This window comes from Peribacillus psychrosaccharolyticus ATCC 23296 (assembly GCF_000305495.1).
Classification (GTDB): domain Bacteria; phylum Bacillota; class Bacilli; order Bacillales; family DSM-1321; genus Peribacillus; species Peribacillus psychrosaccharolyticus.
This window is the reverse complement of record NZ_AJTN02000260.1, coordinates 1-24,447: the sequence shown is the minus strand read 5'-3', so window position 1 is coordinate 24,447 and position 24,447 is coordinate 1. Positions and strand designations below refer to the sequence as shown.

General features: G+C 38.2%; 26 protein-coding genes and 1 pseudogene. 11 read left to right on the top strand and 16 right to left on the bottom strand.

Features of this window, described 5'->3' with window-relative positions:
• Window positions 1–67 precede the first annotated feature (67 nt).
• The 3 genes from WYK_RS22170 (at window position 68) to WYK_RS22160 (ending at window position 2,064) form a co-directional block, all read left to right on the top strand.
• Window positions 68–586, top strand: coding sequence for a tryptophan transporter (locus WYK_RS22170; protein WP_040376599.1), 519 nt, complete (start codon window positions 68–70; stop codon window positions 584–586).
• 295 nt (window positions 587–881) lie between these two features.
• On the top strand, window positions 882–1,265 hold the full coding sequence (locus WYK_RS22165) for a YtxH domain-containing protein (RefSeq protein ID WP_040376598.1): 384 nt from the start codon (window positions 882–884) through the stop codon (window positions 1,263–1,265).
• A gap of 244 nt (window positions 1,266–1,509) precedes the next feature.
• Window positions 1,510–2,064, top strand: a complete 555-nt coding sequence (locus WYK_RS22160) for an HTH-type transcriptional regulator Hpr (RefSeq protein ID WP_040376597.1) — start codon at window positions 1,510–1,512, stop codon at window positions 2,062–2,064.
• A gap of 19 nt (window positions 2,065–2,083) precedes the next feature.
• On the opposite strand, the gene WYK_RS22155 is transcribed toward WYK_RS22160, so the two are convergent.
• Complete coding sequence (locus tag WYK_RS22155; RefSeq protein WP_040376596.1) at window positions 2,084–2,419, bottom strand: DUF1878 family protein; 336 nt, start codon at window positions 2,417–2,419, stop codon at window positions 2,084–2,086.
• A gap of 157 nt (window positions 2,420–2,576) precedes the next feature.
• Here WYK_RS22155 and WYK_RS22150 point away from each other — a divergent pair, with 157 nt between their 5' ends.
• On the top strand, window positions 2,577–3,119 hold the full coding sequence (locus tag WYK_RS22150; protein ID WP_040376595.1) for a DUF3267 domain-containing protein: 543 nt from the start codon (window positions 2,577–2,579) through the stop codon (window positions 3,117–3,119).
• Between the two features lie 84 nt (window positions 3,120–3,203).
• On the top strand, window positions 3,204–3,386 hold the full coding sequence (locus WYK_RS22145) for a hypothetical protein (RefSeq protein WP_407951462.1): 183 nt from the start codon (window positions 3,204–3,206) through the stop codon (window positions 3,384–3,386).
• 131 nt (window positions 3,387–3,517) lie between these two features.
• On the opposite strand, the gene WYK_RS24300 is transcribed toward WYK_RS22145, so the two are convergent.
• Both WYK_RS24300 and WYK_RS24295 read right to left on the bottom strand, forming a co-directional pair.
• Window positions 3,518–3,607, bottom strand: a complete 90-nt coding sequence (locus WYK_RS24300) for a YjcZ family sporulation protein (RefSeq protein ID WP_081705008.1) — start codon at window positions 3,605–3,607, stop codon at window positions 3,518–3,520.
• A gap of 151 nt (window positions 3,608–3,758) precedes the next feature.
• Window positions 3,759–3,842: a YjcZ family sporulation protein gene (locus tag WYK_RS24295; RefSeq protein ID WP_152526536.1), complete on the bottom strand. Its 84-nt coding sequence runs from the start codon at window positions 3,840–3,842 to the stop codon at window positions 3,759–3,761.
• A gap of 192 nt (window positions 3,843–4,034) precedes the next feature.
• Between WYK_RS24295 and WYK_RS22140 the strand changes: the two genes are divergently transcribed.
• On the top strand, window positions 4,035–4,907 hold the full coding sequence (locus tag WYK_RS22140) for a peptidylprolyl isomerase (RefSeq protein ID WP_040376594.1): 873 nt from the start codon (window positions 4,035–4,037) through the stop codon (window positions 4,905–4,907).
• Window positions 4,908–4,990: 83 nt separating this feature from the next.
• Here WYK_RS22140 and WYK_RS22135 read toward each other — a convergent pair whose 3' ends face one another.
• From WYK_RS22135 to WYK_RS22105, 7 genes are all read right to left on the bottom strand, one after another.
• A complete protein-coding gene (locus tag WYK_RS22135) occupies window positions 4,991–5,191 on the bottom strand; it encodes a sporulation YhaL family protein (protein WP_040376593.1) in 201 nt (66 codons plus the stop codon).
• Window positions 5,192–5,279: 88 nt separating this feature from the next.
• A complete protein-coding gene (yhaM, locus tag WYK_RS22130) occupies window positions 5,280–6,218 on the bottom strand; it encodes a 3'-5' exoribonuclease YhaM (protein ID WP_040376592.1) in 939 nt (312 codons plus the stop codon).
• A 156-nt stretch (window positions 6,219–6,374) separates the two neighbouring features.
• The gene (locus tag WYK_RS22125) at window positions 6,375–7,199 is read right to left on the bottom strand and encodes an ABC transporter ATP-binding protein (protein ID WP_040376591.1); all 825 of its coding nucleotides are present in this window, start codon (window positions 7,197–7,199) and stop codon (window positions 6,375–6,377) included.
• 215 nt (window positions 7,200–7,414) lie between these two features.
• On the bottom strand, window positions 7,415–10,414 hold the full coding sequence (locus tag WYK_RS22120) for an ATP-binding protein (protein WP_040376590.1): 3,000 nt from the start codon (window positions 10,412–10,414) through the stop codon (window positions 7,415–7,417).
• A gap of 13 nt (window positions 10,415–10,427) precedes the next feature.
• Entirely contained in the window at window positions 10,428–11,639 is a 1,212-nt protein-coding gene (locus WYK_RS22115) for a metallophosphoesterase family protein (protein ID WP_040376589.1), read from the bottom strand.
• Between the two features lie 337 nt (window positions 11,640–11,976).
• Window positions 11,977–13,224 (bottom strand): ABC transporter permease, encoded by a 1,248-nt coding sequence (locus WYK_RS22110; protein ID WP_040376588.1) that lies wholly within the window; start codon window positions 13,222–13,224, stop codon window positions 11,977–11,979.
• Entirely contained in the window at window positions 13,217–14,116 is a 900-nt protein-coding gene (locus WYK_RS22105; protein ID WP_040376587.1) for an ABC transporter ATP-binding protein, read from the bottom strand. The genes WYK_RS22110 and WYK_RS22105 overlap by 8 nt, the downstream gene beginning before the upstream one ends.
• Before the next feature lie 141 nt (window positions 14,117–14,257).
• Here WYK_RS22105 and WYK_RS22100 point away from each other — a divergent pair, with 141 nt between their 5' ends.
• Window positions 14,258–14,446: a YhzD family protein gene (locus WYK_RS22100; protein ID WP_040376586.1), complete on the top strand. Its 189-nt coding sequence runs from the start codon at window positions 14,258–14,260 to the stop codon at window positions 14,444–14,446.
• Window positions 14,447–14,506: 60 nt separating this feature from the next.
• Here WYK_RS22100 and WYK_RS22095 read toward each other — a convergent pair whose 3' ends face one another.
• Window positions 14,507–15,298, bottom strand: a complete 792-nt coding sequence (locus tag WYK_RS22095; RefSeq protein WP_051387845.1) for an enoyl-CoA hydratase — start codon at window positions 15,296–15,298, stop codon at window positions 14,507–14,509.
• 109 nt (window positions 15,299–15,407) lie between these two features.
• On the bottom strand, window positions 15,408–17,027 hold the full coding sequence (locus tag WYK_RS22090; protein ID WP_040376585.1) for a long-chain fatty acid--CoA ligase: 1,620 nt from the start codon (window positions 17,025–17,027) through the stop codon (window positions 15,408–15,410).
• Between the two features lie 150 nt (window positions 17,028–17,177).
• Here WYK_RS22090 and WYK_RS22085 point away from each other — a divergent pair, with 150 nt between their 5' ends.
• Window positions 17,178–18,041 carry a dimethylarginine dimethylaminohydrolase family protein gene (locus WYK_RS22085; RefSeq protein ID WP_040376584.1) on the top strand — a complete coding sequence of 288 codons (864 nt, stop codon included), beginning with the start codon at window positions 17,178–17,180 and terminating at the stop codon, window positions 18,039–18,041.
• Between the two features lie 390 nt (window positions 18,042–18,431).
• On the opposite strand, the gene WYK_RS22075 is transcribed toward WYK_RS22085, so the two are convergent.
• The 4 genes from WYK_RS22075 to WYK_RS22060 form a co-directional block, all read right to left on the bottom strand.
• On the bottom strand, window positions 18,432–18,683 hold the full coding sequence (locus WYK_RS22075) for a transcriptional regulator SplA domain-containing protein (protein WP_040376582.1): 252 nt from the start codon (window positions 18,681–18,683) through the stop codon (window positions 18,432–18,434).
• 76 nt (window positions 18,684–18,759) lie between these two features.
• Window positions 18,760–19,626, bottom strand: a complete 867-nt coding sequence (locus WYK_RS22070; RefSeq protein WP_040376581.1) for a Cof-type HAD-IIB family hydrolase — start codon at window positions 19,624–19,626, stop codon at window positions 18,760–18,762.
• Between the two features lie 130 nt (window positions 19,627–19,756).
• On the bottom strand, window positions 19,757–20,107 hold the full coding sequence (locus WYK_RS22065) for a YlbF/YmcA family competence regulator (protein ID WP_040376580.1): 351 nt from the start codon (window positions 20,105–20,107) through the stop codon (window positions 19,757–19,759).
• A gap of 53 nt (window positions 20,108–20,160) precedes the next feature.
• The gene (locus WYK_RS22060; protein WP_040376579.1) at window positions 20,161–21,297 is read right to left on the bottom strand and encodes a DUF445 domain-containing protein; all 1,137 of its coding nucleotides are present in this window, start codon (window positions 21,295–21,297) and stop codon (window positions 20,161–20,163) included.
• Window positions 21,298–21,435: 138 nt separating this feature from the next.
• On the opposite strand from WYK_RS22060, the gene WYK_RS22055 reads away from it, so the two are divergent.
• The 3 genes and pseudogenes from WYK_RS22055 to WYK_RS22045 all read left to right on the top strand — a co-directional run.
• A complete protein-coding gene (locus WYK_RS22055) occupies window positions 21,436–22,791 on the top strand; it encodes a YheC/YheD family endospore coat-associated protein (RefSeq protein ID WP_040376578.1) in 1,356 nt (451 codons plus the stop codon).
• 15 nt (window positions 22,792–22,806) lie between these two features.
• Complete coding sequence (locus WYK_RS22050) at window positions 22,807–23,886, top strand: YheC/YheD family endospore coat-associated protein (RefSeq protein WP_051387839.1); 1,080 nt, start codon at window positions 22,807–22,809, stop codon at window positions 23,884–23,886.
• Window positions 23,883–24,447 (top strand): annotated as a pseudogene (locus WYK_RS22045) (YheC/YheD family protein); the annotation flags it as partial. The gene WYK_RS22050 and the pseudogene WYK_RS22045, both read left to right, overlap by 4 nt.

Here is a 24,447-nt window from a genome sequence, read left to right as displayed (position 1 = left end):
TCGCTCCAGGCAAATAGTGCACTGGAGGAGAAGAAACTAGTTGAGACGAGAAGAGGAGAGATTTTTTATGAATACTAAAACCCTTATTTCCCTATCCCTATTAGTAGGGATTGGCGCCGCACTACATGTAATTATTCCAGGATTTTTCTTAGGAATGAAACCAGATATGATGCTGACAATGGCCTTTTTAGCGATTATCCTTTTTCCAGATAAAAAGAGCGTGTTTCTAGTTGCTATCACAAGTGGTCTGATTTCAGGATTAACAACAACCTTTCCGGGAGGATTGATCCCGAATATAATTGATAAATGTGTTACCTGTTTTGTATTCTACTTACTATTTATCGGCATGAGAAAAATTTCAAAGTCATTAGTAAGTATAGGTATATTAACGGTAATTGGTACCTTAATTTCCGGTTTTGTCTTTTTAGGATCCGCTTATTATTTAGTTGGTCTTCCTGGGGCATTCCTCGGACTTTTTGCGGCAGTTGTTATACCAGCCACCTTTCTTAATACAGCAGCTATTATTATTATTTATCCGATTGTCAGCGGTATTGTTAAGAAAACCAGTATTGCTGCCCATGTTTAACAACATAAAAAAAGCATGCAGACTTGTCTGCATGCTTTTTTTATCCACTAAATCCCTTTATTTTCCTGCATACTATCTTTATATACCTCTTGCCGCAAATGAAGTTTAAATTATTATTTTTGTGATATAAAGATAAAGGAAAGATTATCCTTCCCTTCGTAAGAAAAATATGGTATTTTAGGAAAAATGGCATATATACAATCCTTCGTAAGATTACCAATTATGTTTTCACTATTAGAAGGGATTTGGCTTAATTAAGGCGAATCAATTAAATAAGAGAATGAGGTGATTGATAATGAAGATAAAATCATTATTTATTGGATTTGTAACAGGATCAATTTTAACAGGTGCTGCCACATTACTGACTGCACCATCTTCGGGAAAAGAAACAAGGGATCGAATTAAAAAAAATAAAGAGGAAATAGCTCTTACCTTATTGGAACTTAAGGAAAAGGCAGCTGCCGTTAAAGAAGATGCCTCTACTGCAACTCAGGCCGGCAAAGAAACCCTAAAAACGTTTATTGCCGATTTAAAAATCCTTCTAGATAATTGGAAAGAGGATATCGAGCCGAATAAAGAGGAATTAACAAAGAGCATTAAAGAAATTGAGTCATCGATTCAAGAACTTGAAGCAATTGCATCTGCACCTGAAGATGATAAAAAACAATCTGCCGAATAACCCATAATCTTATCAGTTGAACCAGACCCGGTTTAACGAACTGGCATGTTCTGTTTAAACCGGGGTTTCATTTCATTTCTTCTGGCAATACGCATTAGATAATTTCCAAATCATCATCCAAAAAATAGTTAAACCGTTAAAAATATTAAAAAAATCTAAAAATTATGTTAATTTTCCCTTTATTAATTATTACTTTATTGTCATAATAAATATAACGAATAATTTAAAGTAGGTGGGTCAAATTATGCAGGATAAAAATTATACTATGAAAGAGGCTATGATTTTCAGCCAAAGGATTGCTCAATTAAGCAAGGCATTATGGAAATCAGTCGAGAAAGATTGGCAACAGTGGATTAAGCCCTATGATTTGAATATTAATGAACATCATATTCTTTGGATCGCCTATCACTTAAACGGTGCCTCAATTTCAGACGTGGCGAAATTTGGTGTCATGCATGTTTCAACCGCCTTTAACTTTTCCAAAAAGTTAGAAGAACGTGGTTTATTGAACTTCTCAAAGAAAGAAAATGACAAACGAAATACCTATATCCAAATTACGGACGATGGTGAGAAAATGCTCTCAGATCTGATGGAGACCTATGATCCTAGCACAAATGCAGCTTTTTCAGGCGTATTGCCGCTTCGCAATTTATATGGTAAATTCCCTGAATTAATTGAGCTGATGTCCATTATTAAAAATATTTATGGTGATGATTTTATGGATATTTTCGAACGCTCTTTTTCGAATATTGACAAGGAGTTTAACGTCGGAGAAGATGGTACGCTGAAAAAAAGATAGAGAAAGAAGCTGAGCCAGTTTAAAGTTTCAACTCTTTTTCCATTTCCTGCATGAATTCACTATACACACCTTGCTTTAGACATGATCGGATTAATTCGTATATTGATAGCTTGGGGTTTATTTGATTTCTTAATTGTTGTAGAAGCGGTTGAAAGTGTAAATAACCTTCCGCTTTTTCTATTTCCATTTTATTGCTCAACGTTTCACATATTTTAAGGAGTGCCCTTCCCTCTTCCCTCGTTAGGTTTTTTTCTACGAAGAGCAGATCTAGTTCCGCTTCCCGATTTTTAATTACATTGATCAACAATTCCTGATGATAACGTAACGTTTCCACCTCTTTATACAGGTCCTTCATATCTATCCCCCATCGCAATCGTTTCCTACTCATACAGCCTATCATTATTCTTTTAATCAGCTTAAAGAAAAACTATTGATTTTTAATTCAAAACATCGTAAAGTATGTAAGTATTTTATCGGTCTTCTTATCCCCACTAAAAGGAGGCATTCATTCTATGAATAGCTGGAAATCAATCAATCTATCAAGACAATATGACAGTCAGCGAATTTTCTTTCTATCATTATTCACCATTCTTTTATCTTTTATTGCCATACACACACTTCTCGTTCCCTTTATGACTGGATTGGCTATGTATGATGATCACAGTCTTTTATTAATCATCTTAATTATCTTATTATATCCTGTCCATAAACTTTTGCACTACCTGCCGCTCCTCAGACAGCTGCATAAAATTAAAACACAAATCACATATAACTATCCCATTTTTCCAACTATTAAAATTATCATTCATGAACCGATAACTAAACAATTATTTCTTCTGACACTTTTTATCCCTTTCTTTATTGTATCACTTGGTCTACTTACTTGTACCCTTACATTCCCACATTATACCCATTACTTTACCATTTTATTTGCTTTACACACAGGCCTATGTGTAACTGATTTCATATGCTTAAAAACCATTACTGGCTCTCCTAACCGATGCTTTGTAGAAGAACATGCTGATGGATATGACATATTAACCCTAGTAGATTAACAAACTGTTTTTTGTAGTATCTTTTTAATGCGTTATTTGATATCGTAATACTTACAGAACCGTTATGCAGGGAGGGAGTCAGGAATGATTCTTATAATTTTCATCATCTTCTCCGGATTGATTCTATATAATATTAATAAAATGACAAATTCACTTTGTCAGCAAAAAGAAATTCCTGAAGAGCGTCAGCCTAAAGTATTCCGTACGATTAACGTACTCATTACGATTCTGTTATTATCTTCTTATGTTGAAATTTTATTTACCTAAAATTTCATTGATAAGAAGGTTTACCAGAGCAAAATTGGTCCATATACATACGTAGCACTGGGATACTTTCTTGATTTTTTCAGGAAACAAGGAGACAGCATTTGCTGTCTCCTTGTTTAATTCGCTGCTTCTTATAACCAAGAAGCGCCGATGATTACTAATAGAATAAATAAAACAACAATTAACGCGAAGCCTCCGCCTCCACCGTATCCTCCAGACATTATTCCCCCTCCTTTCAATATCCATTGCATGGTACAGAACCATAATCAGCAGTGCTGTACACAAGTTCTCTGTACTATATGCAGACCGTTGCGTAACGGAAACGGCATTCATATCAAATTTAAAACAATCCCTAAACCCTTGTCATCTTAGTCAGCAGAATGATGCTCCTACAATGACCAAAAGAATGAACAATACAACTATAAAAGCGAACCCTCCGCTATATCCTTGGCCCAAGCTGCATACCTCCTTTGTATTCTTCGATATATTCTATGCATTTTTACTGATATTGGGTGTACTTTTACCTATATTTCACAAATTAGCTTGCAGAAAAGGATAATTATAGTTTTTTTATAACTTCTAACTATGTTATAGTAAGATTTGTGGATTTATAAATCACCACCAATTTATTTACAGGAGTTGTTCTTAATGAGAAAATGGGTATTATCCATCGCGGTTACAACAAGTCTTCTAGGACTAACTGCGTGCAACAGCGGAGGAGACGACTCCGAAGCAGTGGTAACCACTAAAGCAGGAGATATTACGAAGGACGAGCTTTATAATGAAATGAAAGAGAAATATGGTGATCAAGTTCTTCAAGAGCTTGTTTATGAAAAAGTTCTTTCAGAAAAATATAAAGTGACAGATAAAGAACTAGATGCCAAAGTAGCTGAGCTCAAAGAACAAATGGGCGATAACTTTGCTACAGCATTAGCTCAATCAGGATACGAAGATGAAGATGCTCTTAAGAGTTCAATGAGAATTGGTATGCTGCAAGAAAAGGCAGCTATTAAAGATATTAAAGTAAAAGAATCAGAAATCAAAAAACGCTACGAAGAAACTCAACCGCAAATCAAAGCTAGACATATCTTAGTGGCTGATGAAAAAACAGCCAAGGATGTTAAAGCTAAGCTTGCTAAAGGTGAAAAGTTTGAAGATTTAGCTAAGGAAGTTTCTACAGATACTGGCTCTAAAGAGGCTGGCGGCGATTTAGGATGGTTCGGAACTGGCGCTATGCTTCCAGAATTTGAAGAAGCTGCCTACAAGCTGAAAAAAGGTGAAATTAGTGAGCCTGTTAAAACAGAATACGGATATCACATCATCCAACTTCAAGATAAAAAAGAAAAAGAATCATATGATAAACTAAAAGGTGAAATTGAATACGATCTTAAAGTTGAAAAAATTGAGGCGGATAAAGTACAATCTATCCTTGATAAAGAGCTTGAAGATGCAAAAGTGAAAATCAAAGATAAAGATTTAGAAGATGCTTTAACTCCAGCAAAAGCTCCTGCTGCACAATAATTGTAAAAAAAAACAGGTCAGTCCGTATATGGACAGGCCTGTTTTTTTGATTACATTTTCATTTTGCACACAAAAAAACCGGCCTAAGCCGGATCTTTTTGTTCGTTATTTTCACTAGATTCATTACTGCGTGTTTCCTGTTCCTGCTGTATACGTTCCATATATTTTTGTCCTTGCTGCTCAATCCAGTCATGTTCCTGCACTTGGTCTTTTCTAGCTGTATATACGGCCATTACTGCACTTACCAGAATTCCGGCAAAAACAAACCATATCCAAATCGGCATACATATTCTCCTTCCAAAGGTTGTCCTAAAACACTCTTAATTGAGAATATGCTTGTAAGAAAGAAAATATGCTAGAACATCATACTAGTTAAAAGTTTGGTTTATAGAAGCTGCGATTTTCAAGGGCAAACACCCGCTCCGTAAACTCACCAGGTTTTACCTTTTCAAGGGCGCGATCCATCATATTAATCTTCGCATCCAGATTATCAATATAATGAAGTACTTCCGCTTCTTTTACCATTGGAGGTTTTGGACTTCCCCACTCCGCTTTTCCATGATGAGCGAGCACGAGATGCTGGAGTATCATAATTTCTTCGGCTTTAATACTTAACTCATCAGCTGCCTTACCAATTTCATTAACCATAATCGTAATGTGACCAAGTAAATTACCTTCAGCCGTGTAGACAGTTGAAACCGGTCCAGATAATTCAAATACCTTCCCAAGATCATGTAAAATGACTCCTGCGTATAATAGGTCCTTATCAAGCTTAGGATATAGTTTTACGATTGCACTGGCAAGGTCAAGCATTGACACCACATGATAAGCAAGACCTGAATAAAATTCGTGGTGATTCTTTGTTGCAGCTGGGAATGTAAGAAAATCTTTTTGGTATTTTTTTAATAAATGACGGGTTATTCGTTGAATATTTGGATTGCGCATTTCAAAAATAAATTGCGTAATTTTGTCCATCATCTCTTCTTGGCTTATAGGAGCCGTCTGAATTAGATCAGCAGGTGTAATTCCATCTGCCTCTGTAGTAACGCGGATATTACGTATTTTTAACTGATGGCGGCCACGATAATTTTGAATATCGCCCTGTACCTTGACAGTCCGTTCCCCAGCAAATGTCTTTTCATTTTCTTCTGAAACATCCCAAAGTTTTGCTTCAATTTCTCCCGTCTTATCCGAAAGAATCAATGTCAAAAAAGGTTTTCCATTACTTGCTAAAGCTTTGGTACTACTTTTGATGTACATATATGTATCAATTGAGTCACCAATTCCATAATGATTAATTCCCGTTTCCATAGATATACCTCCGTTCATTAAGTAAAAATAGTATACCATATCAAGCATTTGATAGCTTGAAGTTTACTGCATTGCATCCACTCAAAAAAACACCGCTGCTTCACGATGTCTGCTTCTGAATGAACTTATTAACTCTCGTTGTAACTCTGCTTATGCTTATGCATTCACTACGGTTCCTATTTCTTTTTCTACATATCGACCTTTACCAAATGGAATACACATAGGAGTGCCAAAGAGTGGATCATAGGTGATCTGACACGCCATCCCAAACACCTCTTGAACCAATGCAGCGGTAATCACATCCTCAGGTTTCCCTTGAGCATAAATTTCCCCATCTTTAATCGAGATTAAATGATGTGCGTACCTGCAGGCGAGGTTCAGATCATGCAGCACCATCACAATCGTTCGATTTTCCTTCTCATTTAATTCAAAGAGCAAATCAAGTATTTCAATCTGATGAGCCATATCCAGATAGGTTGTCGGCTCATCCAGTAATATGATATCAGTATCTTGGGCCAGTGTCATAGCAATCCATGCCCTCTGCCTTTGCCCTCCAGATAACGCTTCTACATATTGGTCCTTTAGCTCTGTAAGATTTGTTGCTTCCATCGCTCTATGGACCTTTTCTTCATCTTCCTTACTCCACTGTTTCAGCCAATTTTGATAAGGATATCGTCCTTGTTTAATAAGCTGGTAGACAGTCAAACCCTCAGGAGCTGAAGGTGATTGTGGAAGTATAGACATCTTTTTGGCCACCTCGTTAGTTGCCATCTTCGCTATATTATTAGAATCCAACAAAACTGTTCCTGAATTCGGTTTTAGTAGACGTGCGACAGCGCGAAGAAGTGTGGACTTGCCGCACCCATTGCCACCAATAAATACGGTGATTTCCCCTTTAGGTATTTCTATATTTAATTCCTTTATAATTAATTCTCCACCATAACCAAGTGATAATGACTGGGTGGTAATTGCCTGTACCATGTCGAGTCATCTCCTTATTTATCAAAATACTTCATTTCCATTTTATTCTATTGAAAATGATTATCACTGTCAAATTAATTTTGATTGAAACAAGCGAAATACTCAGTACGATTTACTCAAACCTTTTGGATTCTCTTCATACATGGTTATCAAGAGTCATCCTTAGCAACTGTAAAGAGACCTCCTGTTGGAAGTCTCTTTAGTTATCTCTCTACTTATTGAAAAGAGTGCCTGTTGGGTTTCTGTAATACGTGTATTTCAGACTCTGAAAAATGAGTAAGCAGGGTTTCATGACAAGTGAAAAAGATGATTTGTCTTGTTTCAGATAATTTCCGCAAAAGCTTAATCATATTTCTTGTCCGCTTTTGATCAAAGTTAACAAAGCCATCATCAATGATTAGAGGAAAAGGATCCTCTCCAAAAGTAGAGACAGCAAGCGCTAACCTCATTGACGCATAAATCTGCTCAGCTGTTCCTCTGCTTACTTCTTCGGCCTCAAAAGTCAGCCGATCAATTCGTTCGACTAGAAGACCCTTTCCGCTGTCATTTAGGCGGATCTTCGTGTACTCACCATCTGTCAAGAACGAAAAGTAATCTTCTGCTAAAGCAATCACTGCAGGCAGACGTTCTTGTTTAAAGCTGTTAATCGTTTGTTCTAGAAGCGTTTTCGCAATCGCATATCGGCTCCAGACTTTTGCCTCTTCGTTCAATGCAGCCCGTTCTTCCATAAAGAGATGCATTCGTTCTTCGTACGTGCCCCCATCCTCAAGATTTTGAATTACATGCTTCAAATCTGAAAGCAGCTCTAGCAGCTGAGATTGCCGTTTGGACTGTTCCTTTCGTTCCTTACTCAACCGTTCCAAACTATTTCCGTCAATTTGAGCAGTTAAATAGTCAGTAATTTGCTCGTGTCCAAGCTGCGATTGTTGAAGTTGGATCTGAAGCAGGTCCCTTCTACTGGTAAGGCTTGCCCATTCCTCTGCTTTCAGAGCCTTTTGACGGTACTCTTCTTCATCGGATGCATCCGTTTTATTATAGAGCTTCTTAATTTCCTCATTTATTTGCAACTGATTATTTGTGAGTTTTTCTATTTCCAAAGTCAATTTATCTATTTCTGCATGTAACTGCTTTGATTGAATTGTTTTTTCAAGCGTATCGTTCAGCGCCTTTTTTAAAAGGACAACAGCTTCTTGCCAAGAGGTTGTTGTATTCCCTAGCTCTCTACTGAAAGTAAGAAGTTCCTGCTTTTTATCGGTAGTTTCTTTTTTAAGAAAGGTCAACTGATTGCTTTTCTCTTCTTTTTCTAGCAAGAAATCCTTTAATTGACTAAGCATCTCAAAAATATCTTCCAAATTATTTTCAGTCGGACTTATCTGAATCCTCCAGGTTTTGCTGACAACTAGTATTTCATCATTTACCTTTTTCCAGGAATGTTCCCAGCCTTCGAATTTCTGAATAGCTTTATCAAAGGCCAGCTCACGTTCTTCATGGCGAAACATTTCATTTCTTAAAGATTTTTCAACTTCTCTGTCCCTTTCGAGGAGATCAAGCTGGGCCGCATGTTCTTCAGCAGGAATTGATTTTTCTTGATCCAGTGCTGCTTTCTTTTGTTTTAAGATATCGTGCTGGCGGCTTAACTCTTGAGCTAGTCCTTGCCCTTTAAACACCGATCTTGAAGCAATCAGTACGAACAATCCCGCTGTTAGAAGAAGGCCAATCATTACTTGATCCTGGGTAAAACTGATCACCGCTCCAACTGCCAAGAGAATACCCAACAAACCGAAAAGGTTACGCTGACGTAAACGATTTTGAGTATCCCGTTTCTTTTGCTGCTCATACTGCTGTTCAACTTCTGCAAGTTGCTCCATCAGCAAAGCTTTTTTTAGTTTCTGAAAGCTTTCATTACTCACCCTTCCTACTGTATTTTCAAGCTGCTGCCGTTTTTCTTCAGGAAGCATTCTTTCCTTTAACTCAGCTATCCGTGCTTCAGAACGTTCAAGCTTTTCTTTTTCTGTCTTATACTCTTCATCCAGCTGCATTCTTTCATCAAGCAATCGATTTTTATCCCGATCAAGCCGTTTGACGTTCTCATTTACAAAATTACTTAAATCGAGCGCTAATAGGCTGTTTTCATCTCCTGGATAATGGAGATTACCGTATGCGCTTCTAATATTCTTTTGTATCCTTTCAAGTTCTTGCAAAAGGACTGATTGGTCAAGTTCCAATTTTTCAAGAAAAGATGCTGATTCCAGAGCTGCTTCGATTTCTTCCTTATGGTCTTGTATATATTCATTTGGTTTTCGCTCTGCTTGTTCTTTTAGAACTGCTTGCTTTCTTTCTATAAGAGACACTACCTGTGATTGAATCTGCACTTTGGCTGCAAGAAATTGTTCAAGCCGCTGAATTCCATCCGCAATAAATGTTTGTTCTCCAAGACGATCTAACTTCCGATCAAGGATATTACGTTCATCCACAATTGGCTTAATACGCAAAAACTCCTGATACCTATATTGCATTTCTTCACTTTCACTGCTTTTCATCTTTACTTCTGCCAATTCTTCTGTGTACTGTTTATGTTGCTCAATCAGTGCTTTATAAGCTTCCTGCTCATCTCCAGCAAGCTTCATTTGTTTATCTAATTCTTTTATTTTCTTAAGTTGAAGATTGATTGATGGTTTTTGGCCTGCTGGTTTAAACCGCTGTTCCATTTCTTTTTGGAGGGTGTTCTCCGCTTCAAGCAGCATATCATTGCCAATTAATCCTGCAGACAGCAAAATTTTGCCAACGTTTCCTTCATTCATTGTATGTACTCCCTGTAACCCCTGTAAATTGAAGGAAAATACAGATTGAAAGTAGGACTTGTCAATCCCATGAAGAATGTCATGAAGCGTTTCCTCTGATCTAACCTCACCACTTTCGAGCATAACCGTTACATCCCCAGCTGCTTTCCCTTTTACTCGTTCAATCATTACCTCACCATATCGTTTGGTAACAAGTACAAGTCTTCCTCCGTACTTTGCATGTTGCTTTGGTTCATATCTTGGCTCTTCATGGTTTTTACTTGGAAAGCCAAACAACATACTATGAATGAAAGACATAATCGTTGATTTTCCGGCTTCGTTTTCTCCAAAAAACACATATAACTGCTGTAAATCATTAAATCGTTCATTTTCAAGCTTTCCATAGCCATAAACATGTAATTCTTTAATTCGCATCTTCTCACCTCTTTTACGTTTTAAATAATTGAAACAGCATCTGCCGAGATTCCTCCAGCAGTCCTTTTCGTTCTTCTTCATCGAGCACATCTAAATAGCGTCTAGCGCCTGGATGCTTATATAGTGATTGAAGGGCACCCTCAAAATCTGTAAATCCTTCAGCAAGTGCAAGAAGTTCACTCGTAAATGGCGTTTCTGTATGTGTTAAGACCAATTCTTGGTGATTCGCTATTTTTATTTTATACGGCCAGCAAAGAGATTCTATTTGTTCCGCCTCATCTTGTAAAATAGCTAATAGATCATCCAACAGCTGTAGTGAGATAAGAGACGGTTCAAGGGATGAGAGTTCGAGCTCTAATTCAAGTAAAAGTTTAGAACCAGCTTGCTTTCTATGCTCAATTACGTCTCTCGTTGAAGTTAATATCTCATCAAATGAAGCCTGCTCACGGATAGGGATGACGACCGTATCCCAAATAAATTCAGCACTTTCTATGAAGTTTTTGGATATAGTCCTATTTTCCATTGTAATAAGGAAACAGCCTTTTGGACCGCTTTCTTTTCTGTTTCTTCCTTGAATATTACCAGGATAGATGGCCAGCGGCAGCTCCGAGATCACTTGACGTTTATGGATATGCCCAAGCGCCCAGTAATTAAAATCCTTTTCAACCAAGTCTTTGATCGTAAACGGTGCATAAGGGCTGTGTCCAGATACTCCTTCAAGACAGCCATGAAGGAGACCGATATGATAGCCCTCACTTGCAGTCTTCCTATAGGTATCAATCATTCTTTCAGTTACATGTCTCTGCTGATAGCTGAAGCCGTATAGGCTTGCCATTGTTCCATCCTGTTTGGTATATACCTTCACATCCGTCTTTCCTCCAAAAACAGTAACGTTCTTTGGAAGCTCAAGCTGAATCCATGAACCATTCAAATGATCATGATTTCCATGAATAATATAGACTTCTATTCCTGCTCGATCCAGTCTTTCCATTTCTGAACGGAAACGGACCTGAGTTCTTAAATTCCGATTTTCACCATCAAATAAATCTCCTGCAATGATTATAAAATCTACTTTTTGTGCAATGGCTGTTTCAATAATGTTCTGAAACGCACGAAATGGACTTTCACGAAGCGCCTTAACTAAATAATCGGGTAAATGACTCAGCCCCGCAAACGGGCTGTCCAAGTGAAGATCCGCTGTATGTATAAATCGAATCTGGCTCATGTATTCCACCTCGTTCTATATGAATAGTAATAAATGTTGATAGCTAAGTTTGGCTGATGACGGGGTATACCTTGTCTTTGACAATCCCAGAACGTATTCGGTCTGAGTGCCATTCCGTCTAGTCTCGTCTAAAGCAATACTCTAGCTCATATTCTATCACAAAGGGAACATGCTTTCCCATTGTATCTACGCATTTCTTCCATTCCTACTTTCTAAAAATAGGACTTTTTCGGTACACCAATCGGAGTTCTAGCCGTTTTGATAGATCCGTGTTTCTTTAGAAAAGAGAAAAAAGACTATCATGTTTCTTGATAGTCTTCTCTTCTATGGAACATCCTTACGAATGCTTTGACATCTTCAGTGCCTCTTTAATATCTTTAAATGATTTTGAACTTCCGTACATGAGAACTCCTCCGCGATAGATACGAGCGCCTATGATGGCTAACAAACCTATCGTACCAATAAGAATCAGGATACTCGTAAGAACTTGCCAAAATGGTACTTCAAGCATCCCTACTCGAAGGAACATAATCATGGGACTAAAAAAGGGAATAAATGACGTGACCGTCACATAGCCTGCTCCTGGATTACTAAGACCAGACATCGCAATAAGGAAGGCGATAATAATGAGCGTCGTCATTGGCATAATCATGGACTGAACGTCCTCAACTCGGCTGACGATCGATCCTAGGCATGCTGCAAGTGTTGCATACAGTAAATAGCCCAGTAATACGAATATCACTGCATACACCAGTATTGAAGGCTGAATACTCCCAAATCCAAAAACGGAGAAAAACCCGTCATTCAGTTCTGACAGATTTTGTTTTACGGACACATACCCTAGTCCTAAAAACAAAAGAATCTGGGTGAAGTTTAATAACGCGACCCCAAGGATTTTCGCAAACATCTGTTGTATGGGGGGAATGCTTGATATTAAGATTTCCATTACTCGTGAAGACTTTTCAGTAGCAACCTCTGTTGCAATCATACTAGAATACATCAGAACACTAAAATAGATAACAAACAACAAGATGTAGACCAGTCCACGTGCCTGGTTCAAGTCTTCCTCTGTTTTTGCACTTTCTTTCAGCGCAACGGTTTCAAAAACAGCCGGTGCATTTAACGCTTCAATTTGCTCATCAGTTAAATTGAGTTCAGTTTTTACCTTCTGCAGTTTTAACTGGTTTAGTGTTGTAGATAAGCCTGCACTTACCTCCGTATTAGATATTTCATTAGCTTTATACACTCCCTTTACTTCTCCGTTACTATCTTCACTTATAAGAAGGTAGCCGATTATTTCTTCATCGGAAACCTGCTTTTCTGCTTCTTTTTCATTTGGAACCGCTTGAACTGTCAGTTCCTTATTCATTGTTTCTGCCGTATTCTTGAAAAGCTCGAAATATGCACCCGTCTGATCAATTACAGCTACTTTCTCTTTTTCATTATCATCAAAGTAATCAATAATCTTCGTTACATTGGACAGACCGAAGATTAACACTAACATGACTGCAGTGGTAATAATGAAGGATTTTGATTTTATCTTTGTTAGATAGGTATGTGCAAAAACAATCCAAAATTTATTCATAAGCTGCACCTACTTTCTCAATGAAAATATCATTTAACGAGGGCTCTTCCAGCTCAAACTTCCTAACAAACCCACGCGGTACAAGATCCTGGAGGATTTTCTCAGCAACATCTTCCCCCGTAATTTGCAGGATTCTTCCTTCTGTTGTAATCTTCGTTTTCACAACACCCGGATATTCATTAAGGAAATCTAGGTTAAAATCGGCTTTAATGACTATATTCTTTTTACCAAAAGAACGCTTAATATCTTTTAATTTCCCGGCTGCCACAGGTGCTCCTCGATGCATGATACATAAGTGTTCACACATTTCCTCGACATGCTCCATTCGATGACTGGAAAAAACAATCGTTGTCCCTTTGTCGCGTAAATCAATAACAGCTTGTTTAAGCATTTCTACATTGACTGGATCCAGCCCGCTGAAGGGTTCATCAAGAATGAGCAGCTCTGGTTTATGTATAACAGACGCTATCAACTGAATCTTCTGCTGATTTCCCTTTGAAAGATCTTCTACCTTTTTATCAAGATATTCTGGGATCTTGAAGCGTTCCAGCCAATGCTGTAACTCAGTAAACGCGTCATTTTTAGACATTCCTCTTAATCTCGCTAAATAAAGTAACTGTTCCCGAACTTTCAATTTAGGATACAATCCTCTTTCTTCAGGGAGATAGCCAATAATTGAGCTGGTCGAATAGTCGATTCCTTTTCCATTCCAAGTAATCTCCCCCTCAGTTGGAGTTAATAATCCTAGAATCATTCGGAACGTTGTCGTCTTCCCTGCCCCATTAGCTCCCAATAAACCAAACATTTGCTTCTCTGGAATGGTAATATTTAATTCATTCACTGCGGTAAAATCACCGAATTTTTTGGTTACATGATTTATATGTAATGACAATTCTTTTCTCCCCTCTCAATCAAAACTGTTTATCTAATCGTATTATATAAGTCTATGAAAGTACATAACCCTTTACAAAAGATGGAATATTATGCAAAAATAATAGTAGTAAACCCTTTCAAAAAAGATGGAGGAATTTTTATGAGTAACATTTATAAGTTAACCGTTTTTGAACCAAATGGTGAAAAGCTGCTCGATGAATCATTTACCGCTGAGAACAACAAGCTGGCAAAGGAAATCGGCCATAAGATGTTAGCAGACAAGAACTTCCTTGAAAAAACACACCGCTGTACATCACCACAAGGCAGCCTTGTTTTATTTCATTCGTAATGAAAGCGCTGCAAATAGAATTAACCCGTTCAAAGAACTGAACGGGGTAATTTCATATTTTTATTGACCAATAAATTTTGGCTTTCTTTTTTCAAGGAAGGCTTGAACGCCTTCTTTATGGTCTTTTGTTTCGCGCATTTTCATTTGAGCATTTTTTTCAATTTCAAGGATCTTTAATAGAGTCGGCCGGTTTTGTTCACTGAGGATTTTTTTCGTTTTAATCATGGCTTTGGTCGGGCTGTTCAGCCAGATCTGACGTTTTTTCTCTACAGCCTGCTCTAGCGGAATCGATGCTATTTCATGAATCAGGTCTTTTTCATATGCTTGCTGGGCACTCAGTACTCTTCCTTCCCAGATTAATTCTTTCGCTTTCACTTCTCCAAGCCTTCGCTCTAGGAAGAAGTGGCCGCCTCCATCCGGAATTAACCCAATCCCTATAAAGTTCATAGCCAATTTGCTTTCCGGCTCAGCAATAATATAATCGGTTGCCAATGCGACAGACAAGCCAAGACCAGCTGCTGCACCGTGCACAGCACAAATCGTCAACTTCGGCATTAAATAAAGTGATGTCACAATATCACTTATACAGTCCATGATGTTATCGAATCCCTCTGTAACATCTGATGACAACATCATCTTAATATCCCCGCCTGCTGAGAACGCTTTTCCCTTGCCTTTTAAAATGACAATGTCAATCTCGTCTTTATACGTTATTTCCTTTAAGACCTTTGCCAACTCGTGAAGCATCTCTTCGTTCATGGCATTCATGGCTTCAGGGCGGTTCAATTCTACGACTGCTGTTCTTTCAATATACGTGACAATCACGGTTTGTTTTGTCGAAGTCGATTCGATACTCAAGCTCCCCAGCTCCTTCTATATTACTGTTAATACTAACAGTATACATGAAAGCGGATTCATTAAAAATAATTATGTCGGATTATTATAAAAATATTTATATTTGTCATTTGCTATTGGCATATAGATCTTTTACTTGTTCACGAAGTGCCATTTTTAAAAACTTTCCTACACCAGTCTTAGGAATTTCACTTAAGAATAAGATATCATCAGGGAGCCACCATTTTGCGAATTGCGGTGCTAGAAATTCAAGCAGTTCTTCCTTGGTCACGTTATCTTTATATGCATCCTTTAACACTACACATGCGACGGGGCGCTCCTGCCATTTCTCATTTGGAACAGCAATAACGGCGGCTTCAAACACACCAGCATGAGCCATCAGAGCATTCTCGAGATCAACGGAAGAAATCCATTCACCCCCGCTTTTAATTAAATCCTTGGTTCGGTCAACTATTTTAACATATCCTTCTTCATCGATGGTTACAACATCCCCTGTATGCAGCCATCCATTTACAAAAGCAGCTTCCGTCCGCTCATCTTGATAATATTCATCCGCAATCCATGGCCCTCTGATTAAGAGCTCACCCATTTCTTTCCCATCTGCCTGAATTTCTCCATCAAGTCCAACAACTTTAATTTCAATACAAGGAACAACCATTCCCTGTTTTGACTTAATGTCATAACGTTCTTCTTCGCTCAGTTCTTCTTGATAGCTTTTTAATACTCCTGAAAACACTAATGGACTCGTTTCCGTCATCCCATATGCATGAAGAAACGGGATATGATATTTGGTTTCAAATTCCTTAATCATGCTCTTCGGTGCAGCTGATCCGCCGCAAAGAATCATACGCAAACTGCTTGTATCGTAGGTATGTTCCTCGAGTTCTTTAAGGAGACCCATCCAGACTGTCGGCACACCTGCCGAAATCGTAACCTTTTCCGCTTCAAATAGTTCAGCAATTAATTTTGGTGAAAACGCTGGACCTGGCAGGACTAATTTTGCACCGAACCAAACACATGCAAAGGGAATACCCCAAGCATTAACATGAAACATAGGTACCACTGGGAGGGCTGTATCCCGTTCACTAATTCCCGTATTATCGACTAATCCTAAAGCCATTGCATGCAGAAGGATTCCTCGATGTGAATAGATAACCGCTTTAGGATTACCTGTCGTAGCTGATGTATAGCACATACCAGCTGGGCTGTTTTCATCTAAATCTTGAATAAATGGTTCTTTAGGATTTCCTTCAGACAATAGTTTTTCATAATGATAAACAGGTGATAATGTCGTTTCAGGCAACTCATTTTGATCCGTCATAATAACAAATCCTTTTACATGGTTCAACTGTTCTTTAATTCCTTCCAACAGCGGTAAAATATCTGCATCGACAAATAGAAGCTTGTCTTCGGCGTGATTAATGATATAAGAAACATGTTGAGGGGAAAGACGGAAATTAATTGTATGCAAGACAGCACCAGAACAGGGAACAGCAAAGTAGGTCTCTAAATGACGATGATGGTTCCAAGCAAGGGTTCCCACTTTGTCCCCTTTATTGACACCAAGCTTTCGCAAAACACTAACAAGTCTTCTCGTCCGTTCAGCTGTTTGAGCGTATGTCATTCGATGTATGCCGGATTCTGTTCTCGAAATGACTTCTTTTTTTGGAAAATACCGTTCTGCTCGTTCAATCATTTGCGTCAATAATAATGGCGTGTTCATCATAGAAATTTCCCCCTTATTAATCCATCATGAATATAAAGATAGGTATTCGCTAAATAATGGAATATTCCTTTACCTATTTTCTGGCTTGGTAGGTTTCTTTCGCTTCATTTAAGGAAATATAAGAAGAAAGCATTTAATCAGGAGGACTGTATGAAACAAATAGTAAAAGACACAGTGTTTTGTAGAAGTGAATATGATCGTTTAAAAAAAGTAATCGTATGTGAACCACGCTTTATGAAGATCCGTGAGGTCATCAATGAAACACAAAAGTATTATAAAGAAGATAATATTAAAATCCCTTTAGCCTTACAGCAGCATGAAGCTTTTATCAACCTCCTTAAGAATCATGATATTGACGTCATTCAACTGCCTGCTGAACCTACATATAATGAACAAGTTTTCACCCGTGATATTGGATTTACACTTGGACATACCATCTTTATTGCTGAAATGGCCAGTCCTATCAGACAAGGTGAAGAAACCATCCTAAAATCTTGGATAGAAGACCATAGCCTCCCCAACTATAATCTGAATCATGAACGAATTGAAGGCGGAGATGTAATTATTGATCGTGATTCGATTTATGTAGGACTGAGCAATCGAACGCATAAACATTCGGCCCGCCAATTACAAAAACTTCTTACTGACTATGAAATTAAACCGATCCGTTTTGAAGAAAAATACCTGCATTTAGATTGTATCTTCAATATTATTTCACCTACAGAGGCATTAATCTTTCCAGATGCGATTGATGAAGAAGACAGGAAACAACTTAGTGAACGCTATGATTTAATTATCGTTTCTCCTGAAGAACAATTCACACTCGGTACGAATGTTTTATCTATTGGGCACAAAAAAATAATCAGCCTGCCTATGAACACACAGGTAAATATGGAATTACGTAAGCGTGGATATGAAGTGATTGAATGTGATATTTCAGAAATCATTAAATCAGGCGGTTCATTTCGCTGCTGTACTCTCCCCTTTTTACGAACAGAAAGTCCACAACAATAAAACAGACCCCGTTTTTTAACGGGGTCTCAGTTTGTAGACAAAAGAGGTTCGGAATAGTTTCATTCCGAACCTCTTTTGCATTTTTTGAGTGGAAACAAGCTGGTCTACTATTACCATTTCAAGTTGGTTTTCGAAAATACTCCTTATTACCTCAAAAAAACTAGGCCTTTGACCTTTAAGTAAGAAAGTCAAGTTGATTGAAATGGAAGGCGTGAAGACTCCTGCGGGAACAGCGGGACAGGTGAGACCCCGCAGGAGCGTAAGCGACGAGGAGGCTCACCGCCCGCCCGCGGAAAGCGAAGCGCCTGGAATGGAAATCAACATCTCAATTTTAAATCTCACCCGAGTTGGTCTACAGTCTGAGACCCGTTTTTTAACGGGGTCTGTTCTTTAGAATAGGACATCTTCATCGTATAATTCGTTAAAGGCTGTCTCCGCTTCCGCTTCAGAAGAATAGAGCGCATCATCATCCTCTACAACATGAAAAGTATCATTTAAAAACAAAGCTATGGCTTGAGGATCCTTTGGATGCTGGACAATTTCAGCTGCTCTTACATTCGATACACTTGGTGTATGAGGGTTATTGTAAATGACATAGACCTCGTCGCCAACATTTACATCTTTTGGATCAATTGTTCCCAATTTTCATGTTCCTTTCTATTTAAGGATAGTTATAGTGTGTGAAAGAAACATAAAAATATTTATCAAATCAAATTATTTATCGAAGATGATTCAGTTTTTCAATAAATCCAATGGGATGCTGCTTACGAAAAAATTCCTTGAGCATATAGGCAACACCTTGTTCATCATTAGTACGTGTTACCCATTTCGCTGCCAACTTCACTTCATTTGGTGCATTTCCCATTGCTACCCCTAATCCAGAGAATGCAATCATTTCTAAATCATCAAGACCATCACCGATCGCTACAATCTCATTTGCTTTAACTCCTAGAAAATCAGCAAGATAGAGAACGCCGTTCCACTTCGATACCCCAGCAGGAACAATGGTGAGTCTTTGCCCCGGTTTTTCAATAATAGTCACTTCTTTAAACATATCATTAATTAGGTTAAACAGGCTTTCCTTTTCTGCTTCTTCTGGAAAATAGACATCGATCTTGGTTGCTGTAAAGGGCTGCACCGCCAATTCTTCACTAAGTGTATCGACAAAATGCTGAGAATAGAAATTTTGTTCATTCATTTGGAGTACAGCTTTTCCTAGTAGATTTTCTGGTATTTCTAATCGATTAGCTAACAGCTGCTTTTCATGGACCAGCTGAATCTGACAAACTGTCTTCTCCAGTAATTGCACGATTTCCAGGACTAGACTTTCTGTCATTCGTTGAACATGGATTGGTTTGTCGAGCGTTTCTCCTACAAATGCTCCTTGGTGAGCCACAATCATAGGATTTATTTTAAGGGCCTTAGCCACTTTTCTGGCTGAATGGTAACTTCTTGATGTAACTAAAGCTACATGTACACCTTTTTGATGAACATATTCTATGGCTTCCTTAGTCATTTTGTTTAAGCGGCCATTCGATTGAAGCAGGGTTCCATCAATATTGACCGCCAGTAACCGATATACCATGCCAATCTCCCCCATCTGTAGTGTTCTACTACAATTTATGAATCAAAAATGGGGGCTAGAACATCCATAGGGATTTTGTAAAAAACAAATGCCCCCCGAGCACAATGTGCTTGAGAGGCATTTCAATGACTTATTGTTCAGGTGCACCGTATAAGTCTTCTAAAGGCTTCATGATAATACGGTTTAAATCGGCAATAACCATGCTTAATCTTTGCTCGGCTTCCATTAATTTAGCAATGGTCTCATGCTGCTGTACAAGAGCAACTGTTTTTTGTGCTTGTTCCATTTCATCAGGGGCTATTTCTTGTCCTGTCATTTGTTTTTGCTGAAGAGTCATCTGAAGCTGACGGAAGTTATCAAACATTCCTTTAGCTCCTGGGTCGGCATTAACCTGATCGTAAAGATTCTTTAAATCAGTAAATTCACTGCTGTTTCTAATTGCTTTTTCCATATCATACGCTGCATCATATACATTTGACATTATTGTGTAACCTCCTAATAATCTATTTCCCTACTATACCAAAACAATCTTCATTAGCCAAAAAATATGGAGAAAAATCCTTGTAACATTCCAATCAATCCACCAAGCAGGAATCCTAGGTACGTAATCATACTTAATTCTCTCTTTGCAATCAGCAAAACAATTTCCTCGAGTCTTTCGAGTGAGAATGCCTTAACTTGCTCTTCCACAATTTCCTCAATATGCAGTCTTTCTACCATTGGAATAAGTTGTGCACTGACCAGCAGTAAGGCTTGATCGAGCAGGGTGGGAATTACCTTATCAAGGATGACAGATTCCATTGGAGCAGCAAGCTCATGAAGCGGCTTTTCAAACCATTCAGGAATATCTGCTAATTGAGTTACTTTCTTAGAAAGCAACTCTTTAATAGCATCTGCACCAAAGATGCCTTCCACTCTTTCCAGCTCCCATTCTTCTACTTTATGCCATTCTCGAGTAAGTAACACAGTAATTAAATCGGATGTTTTAGTCTGATTAAGAAATTTAAGCAATTCAGGTTGAACGATATCAACCAGTTTGGCATTCCCCATGAACATCTGAATCATATTCCCAATTTTTCCGCGCTGACTAAAAAATTCTTCCATCATTTGTTCAAGACGACGCTTGCCTTCTTGGCTCGTAAAGTATTCTTTTCCCTTGGAAAGAATATATTCAGATATATCAGGGATCTTTGCAACAGCCTTCTCTAGAATAGCCGGTGAAAATAAATCACTAGTCTGTTTACTGCGATTCTCAGCCATCCAACTGTCATATTTACTCACAAGGAACTTCTTTAAAAAGTCTTCAGTTACATCAGAAGCATTGTTTATCCCGTATTCAGCCAATAACTCTGCTGCGTTTTTTTCTGATGACAGCCATTTTTTCACTTCTCCCTGTACCCATGTATTCATATCTTGTTTAAGAGTAGAATTGAGCACCTTCTGCTGAAGACTTTCAGGGGTAAGTAAATGTTCAACTACTATTTTCCCAAGTTGAGAGGCTAGCTCATCACGTCGTTTTGGAATCAACCCCGGTGTGAAAGGCAGCTGTTTACCAAAAAGATAGATTGGTTTATACGGGTGGAACAGCATTTTTATAGCAATAAAGTTGGTAAATCCTCCTATTATTGCTCCAATAATAATCATAAATGCAAGTGTAATCATCCAGTTCATGCTTTATCTCCTTCTTCTGTTAAAAATATTCATCATAAAGGTACGTTCAAATCATCCAAAACATAAGATATGATATCCGCATTAGCCCATCTCTTCATTATAAAAGGATACTAATCTCAGTGCAAATGAGGGATGAGAATGAAGGTGTTAGAAAATCGTGCATTTATACTAACGGCAGGAAATGTTCCCGAGAATAAAGATTCCATTTACATTTCTAAAAGTCTTCTCAAGAAATGGGAACTCAATCATGGTGATAGCATCTTCGTGAAAGCAGGAATAAACCAACTTTCATTACAAATCCGTCAACTTCCAGGCCGCGACAGTTTAGTTAAGCTGGCGGAAGAAAGTATGCAAGTTCTATTGATTCCTTTACTTACCTTTCCAGTCCGAGTTCAGTATTATCCTAACGAAAATAGATTAACCATAGGTCCTATTTTGGCGCTTCTTACCAATCATACACCAAACTCTCTCAATGGAACATTTGATAACGATATATTTTACCGCGAGCTATCTTCCTATTGTAATGAACAAGGCTTTATTTTTTATTTGTTAAAGCTGCAAACCTTAGAAGATAGTCAAGTACTTGGATATTATCCAACAGAAGACCACTGGGAGAGAACCATACTTCCTATGCCAAATGTCATTTATAATCGGCTGCATTCAAGAAAGTTAGAAAAATCCGTGGACTTCCAACATTTTGTTTTAAGGTTACAAGAACTAGCTATCCCGCTTTTTAATGGGGGCTTTCTCTCTAAATGGGAAGTTCATGAACTTCTAAGCGCAGAGAATTCTCTGCTGCCTTTTTTACCTGAGACCGTTCCCCTTAAAATAGAATCAGATTTTATAACGTTCTTACTTAAACATCCTGCCGTCTATGTAAAGCCATCTTTTGGAAGCCAGGGAAAAAACATTTGTAAACTGACTCAAACCTCAGAAGGGTGGGTTATTGAACATTCTAATAACCTTACCTCTTTTCTTGTTGAATCCGAAGCAGAAGTATTTCGGATTTTAAAAAAGCAAAGCCGAAAACGTTCCTATATCATTCAAAAAGGGATTTCTTTATTCGAGCTGGATGACCAAAAGACAGATTTCAGGGTGCTCTTAATTAAAAACAAACAGCATAACTGGAAAATCGTTTCCATTATCGCGCGAACCGGTCACGCCGGTCATATTGTCTCAAATCTGGCACGCGGGGGCGAAATGGAAAACGGTCTTGAATTCCTGCTAACTATATTCGAACCGGCAAAAGCGTATGAAATTTATCAAACACTCTCCCAGCTTGCACTGAAAACTGCTGAAGTTTTATCAACTAGCAGAAGTGATTTATTCGGAGAGCTTGGGATCGATTTAGCACTCGATACAGATTATTTTCCATGGATCATAGAAGTCAATTCAAAACCTTCCAAAAAGTTTATAGGAAACTATGTACGTTTTCGACCTTCAGTAAGAAAGATCATTGACTATATGTATGCACTCTATTTAAACACTGATTAAGAAAGGAGCTGTATTATGCAATCTCTCGGAATTATGACGAATGACTTATCAAAAGAACATCTCTATTTTACAGCGATCGCAAAGGAAGCCATCAAACTAAATCTCAATGTTTACCGCTTTACACCACAAGCGATTGATAGTACAAAAAAAATGATTCAAGGTGAATGTTTTCATCGTAAAGATCACTATTGGACAAAAAGACTCTTTCCAGTACCTGAATTTATCTATGATCGAACCTTTCACGGCTTAACTCGCCAATCCAATGAAACTAGGAAAAATATAAACTGGCTTAAACAGGATACCAACTTCATTGGATACGGTCTTCCTGGAAAATGGGAGGTTTATCAAACCCTAAAGGAAGACGCGTTCTTACAGGCCTTTCTTCCACCAACAGAAAAATTACAAAGTCCTGCTGATGCCAACGCCATGCTCACGCAGTTTTCATCTATTATTCTGAAACCAGAATACGGTTCACGAGGATCCGGCATTTTTGTCTTAACCAAAATGGAGAAAGGCACGGAAGTATCCATGCAAAAACAAGCAGGTCGCTATAAAAGGGCTTTTACAACTGAGGAAGAATTAAATAAATGGCTGGAACGATTACTAACGAAATACCACTATTTAGGTCAGCCTTTTCTTACTCTCTTCACACAAGAACAAGAGCCTTTTGATATCCGGTCTTTGCTGCAAAAGGATGGAGAAAACAACTGGATTGAACGCGGAAGAGGGATACGTAAAGGAAAAAAGGATGGCATTACCTCAAATCTTGCCACCGGCGGACGGGCCTATTCATATGATTCCTATTTAGATACACTTTCTATTGCGTCAGCAAGACAGCTAGAACCGATGATCGAACGTATTTATCAAACGTTGCCTGTTGCATTAGAAACAAAATTTAATCGTTTATTTGAATTGGGTGTTGATCTTGGACTTGATCAGGATGGAAAGGTTTGGATACTTGATATTAATTCTAAGCCTGGCCGTAAAATCATCGAAAAGCTTCACCCAGAACAACTGACTAACATCTTTTCTGCACCTGGTCTATATTGTAAATATCTAGCATCAGAACTTTCGAAAGCAGGTCAATCATCATGAAGAGGATTTATTCAGTTGAAATCTCTGATATTTCAGATGATATCTTTTATTATCCTTCTGAATTAACGGATATGCAGGAAATAAACACCGTCTGTTTTGGTCATTCTTCTGCACCGGCCTTAATCAAGCGAAATCCATCCATTACACAATCCATTGTCATTTCTAAAAGCCTGGCCGAACGCCTGAACTTCCCGGATACAGAGACACCTATCCATTTGTTCATCTATGGAAAAGACATTCACATTGGTCCCCTTGTAGGTGTTTTTTCTTCTGGCTTTTCAACCATTCAAAACAAACCACTTGGAGAACGTACGTCGTTCTTCTCTAAGCTGCTCTCCTTAAACAAAGCGACTGGATGCATTCCTTTTATGTTCGGAGAAAATCATATTGATTGGGAGAATGAGACCATTACCGGATATATGTATCATCAGCATACATGGGAAACTTACGAGCTCCCCTTTCCTAATGTCGTTTATGACCGGCTGCCAAATCGCAAAACTGAAGGTCGCAGTGGACCGCGGGAGGTAAAGCAGACATTCCAAGAGAAATACGCGATTCCTT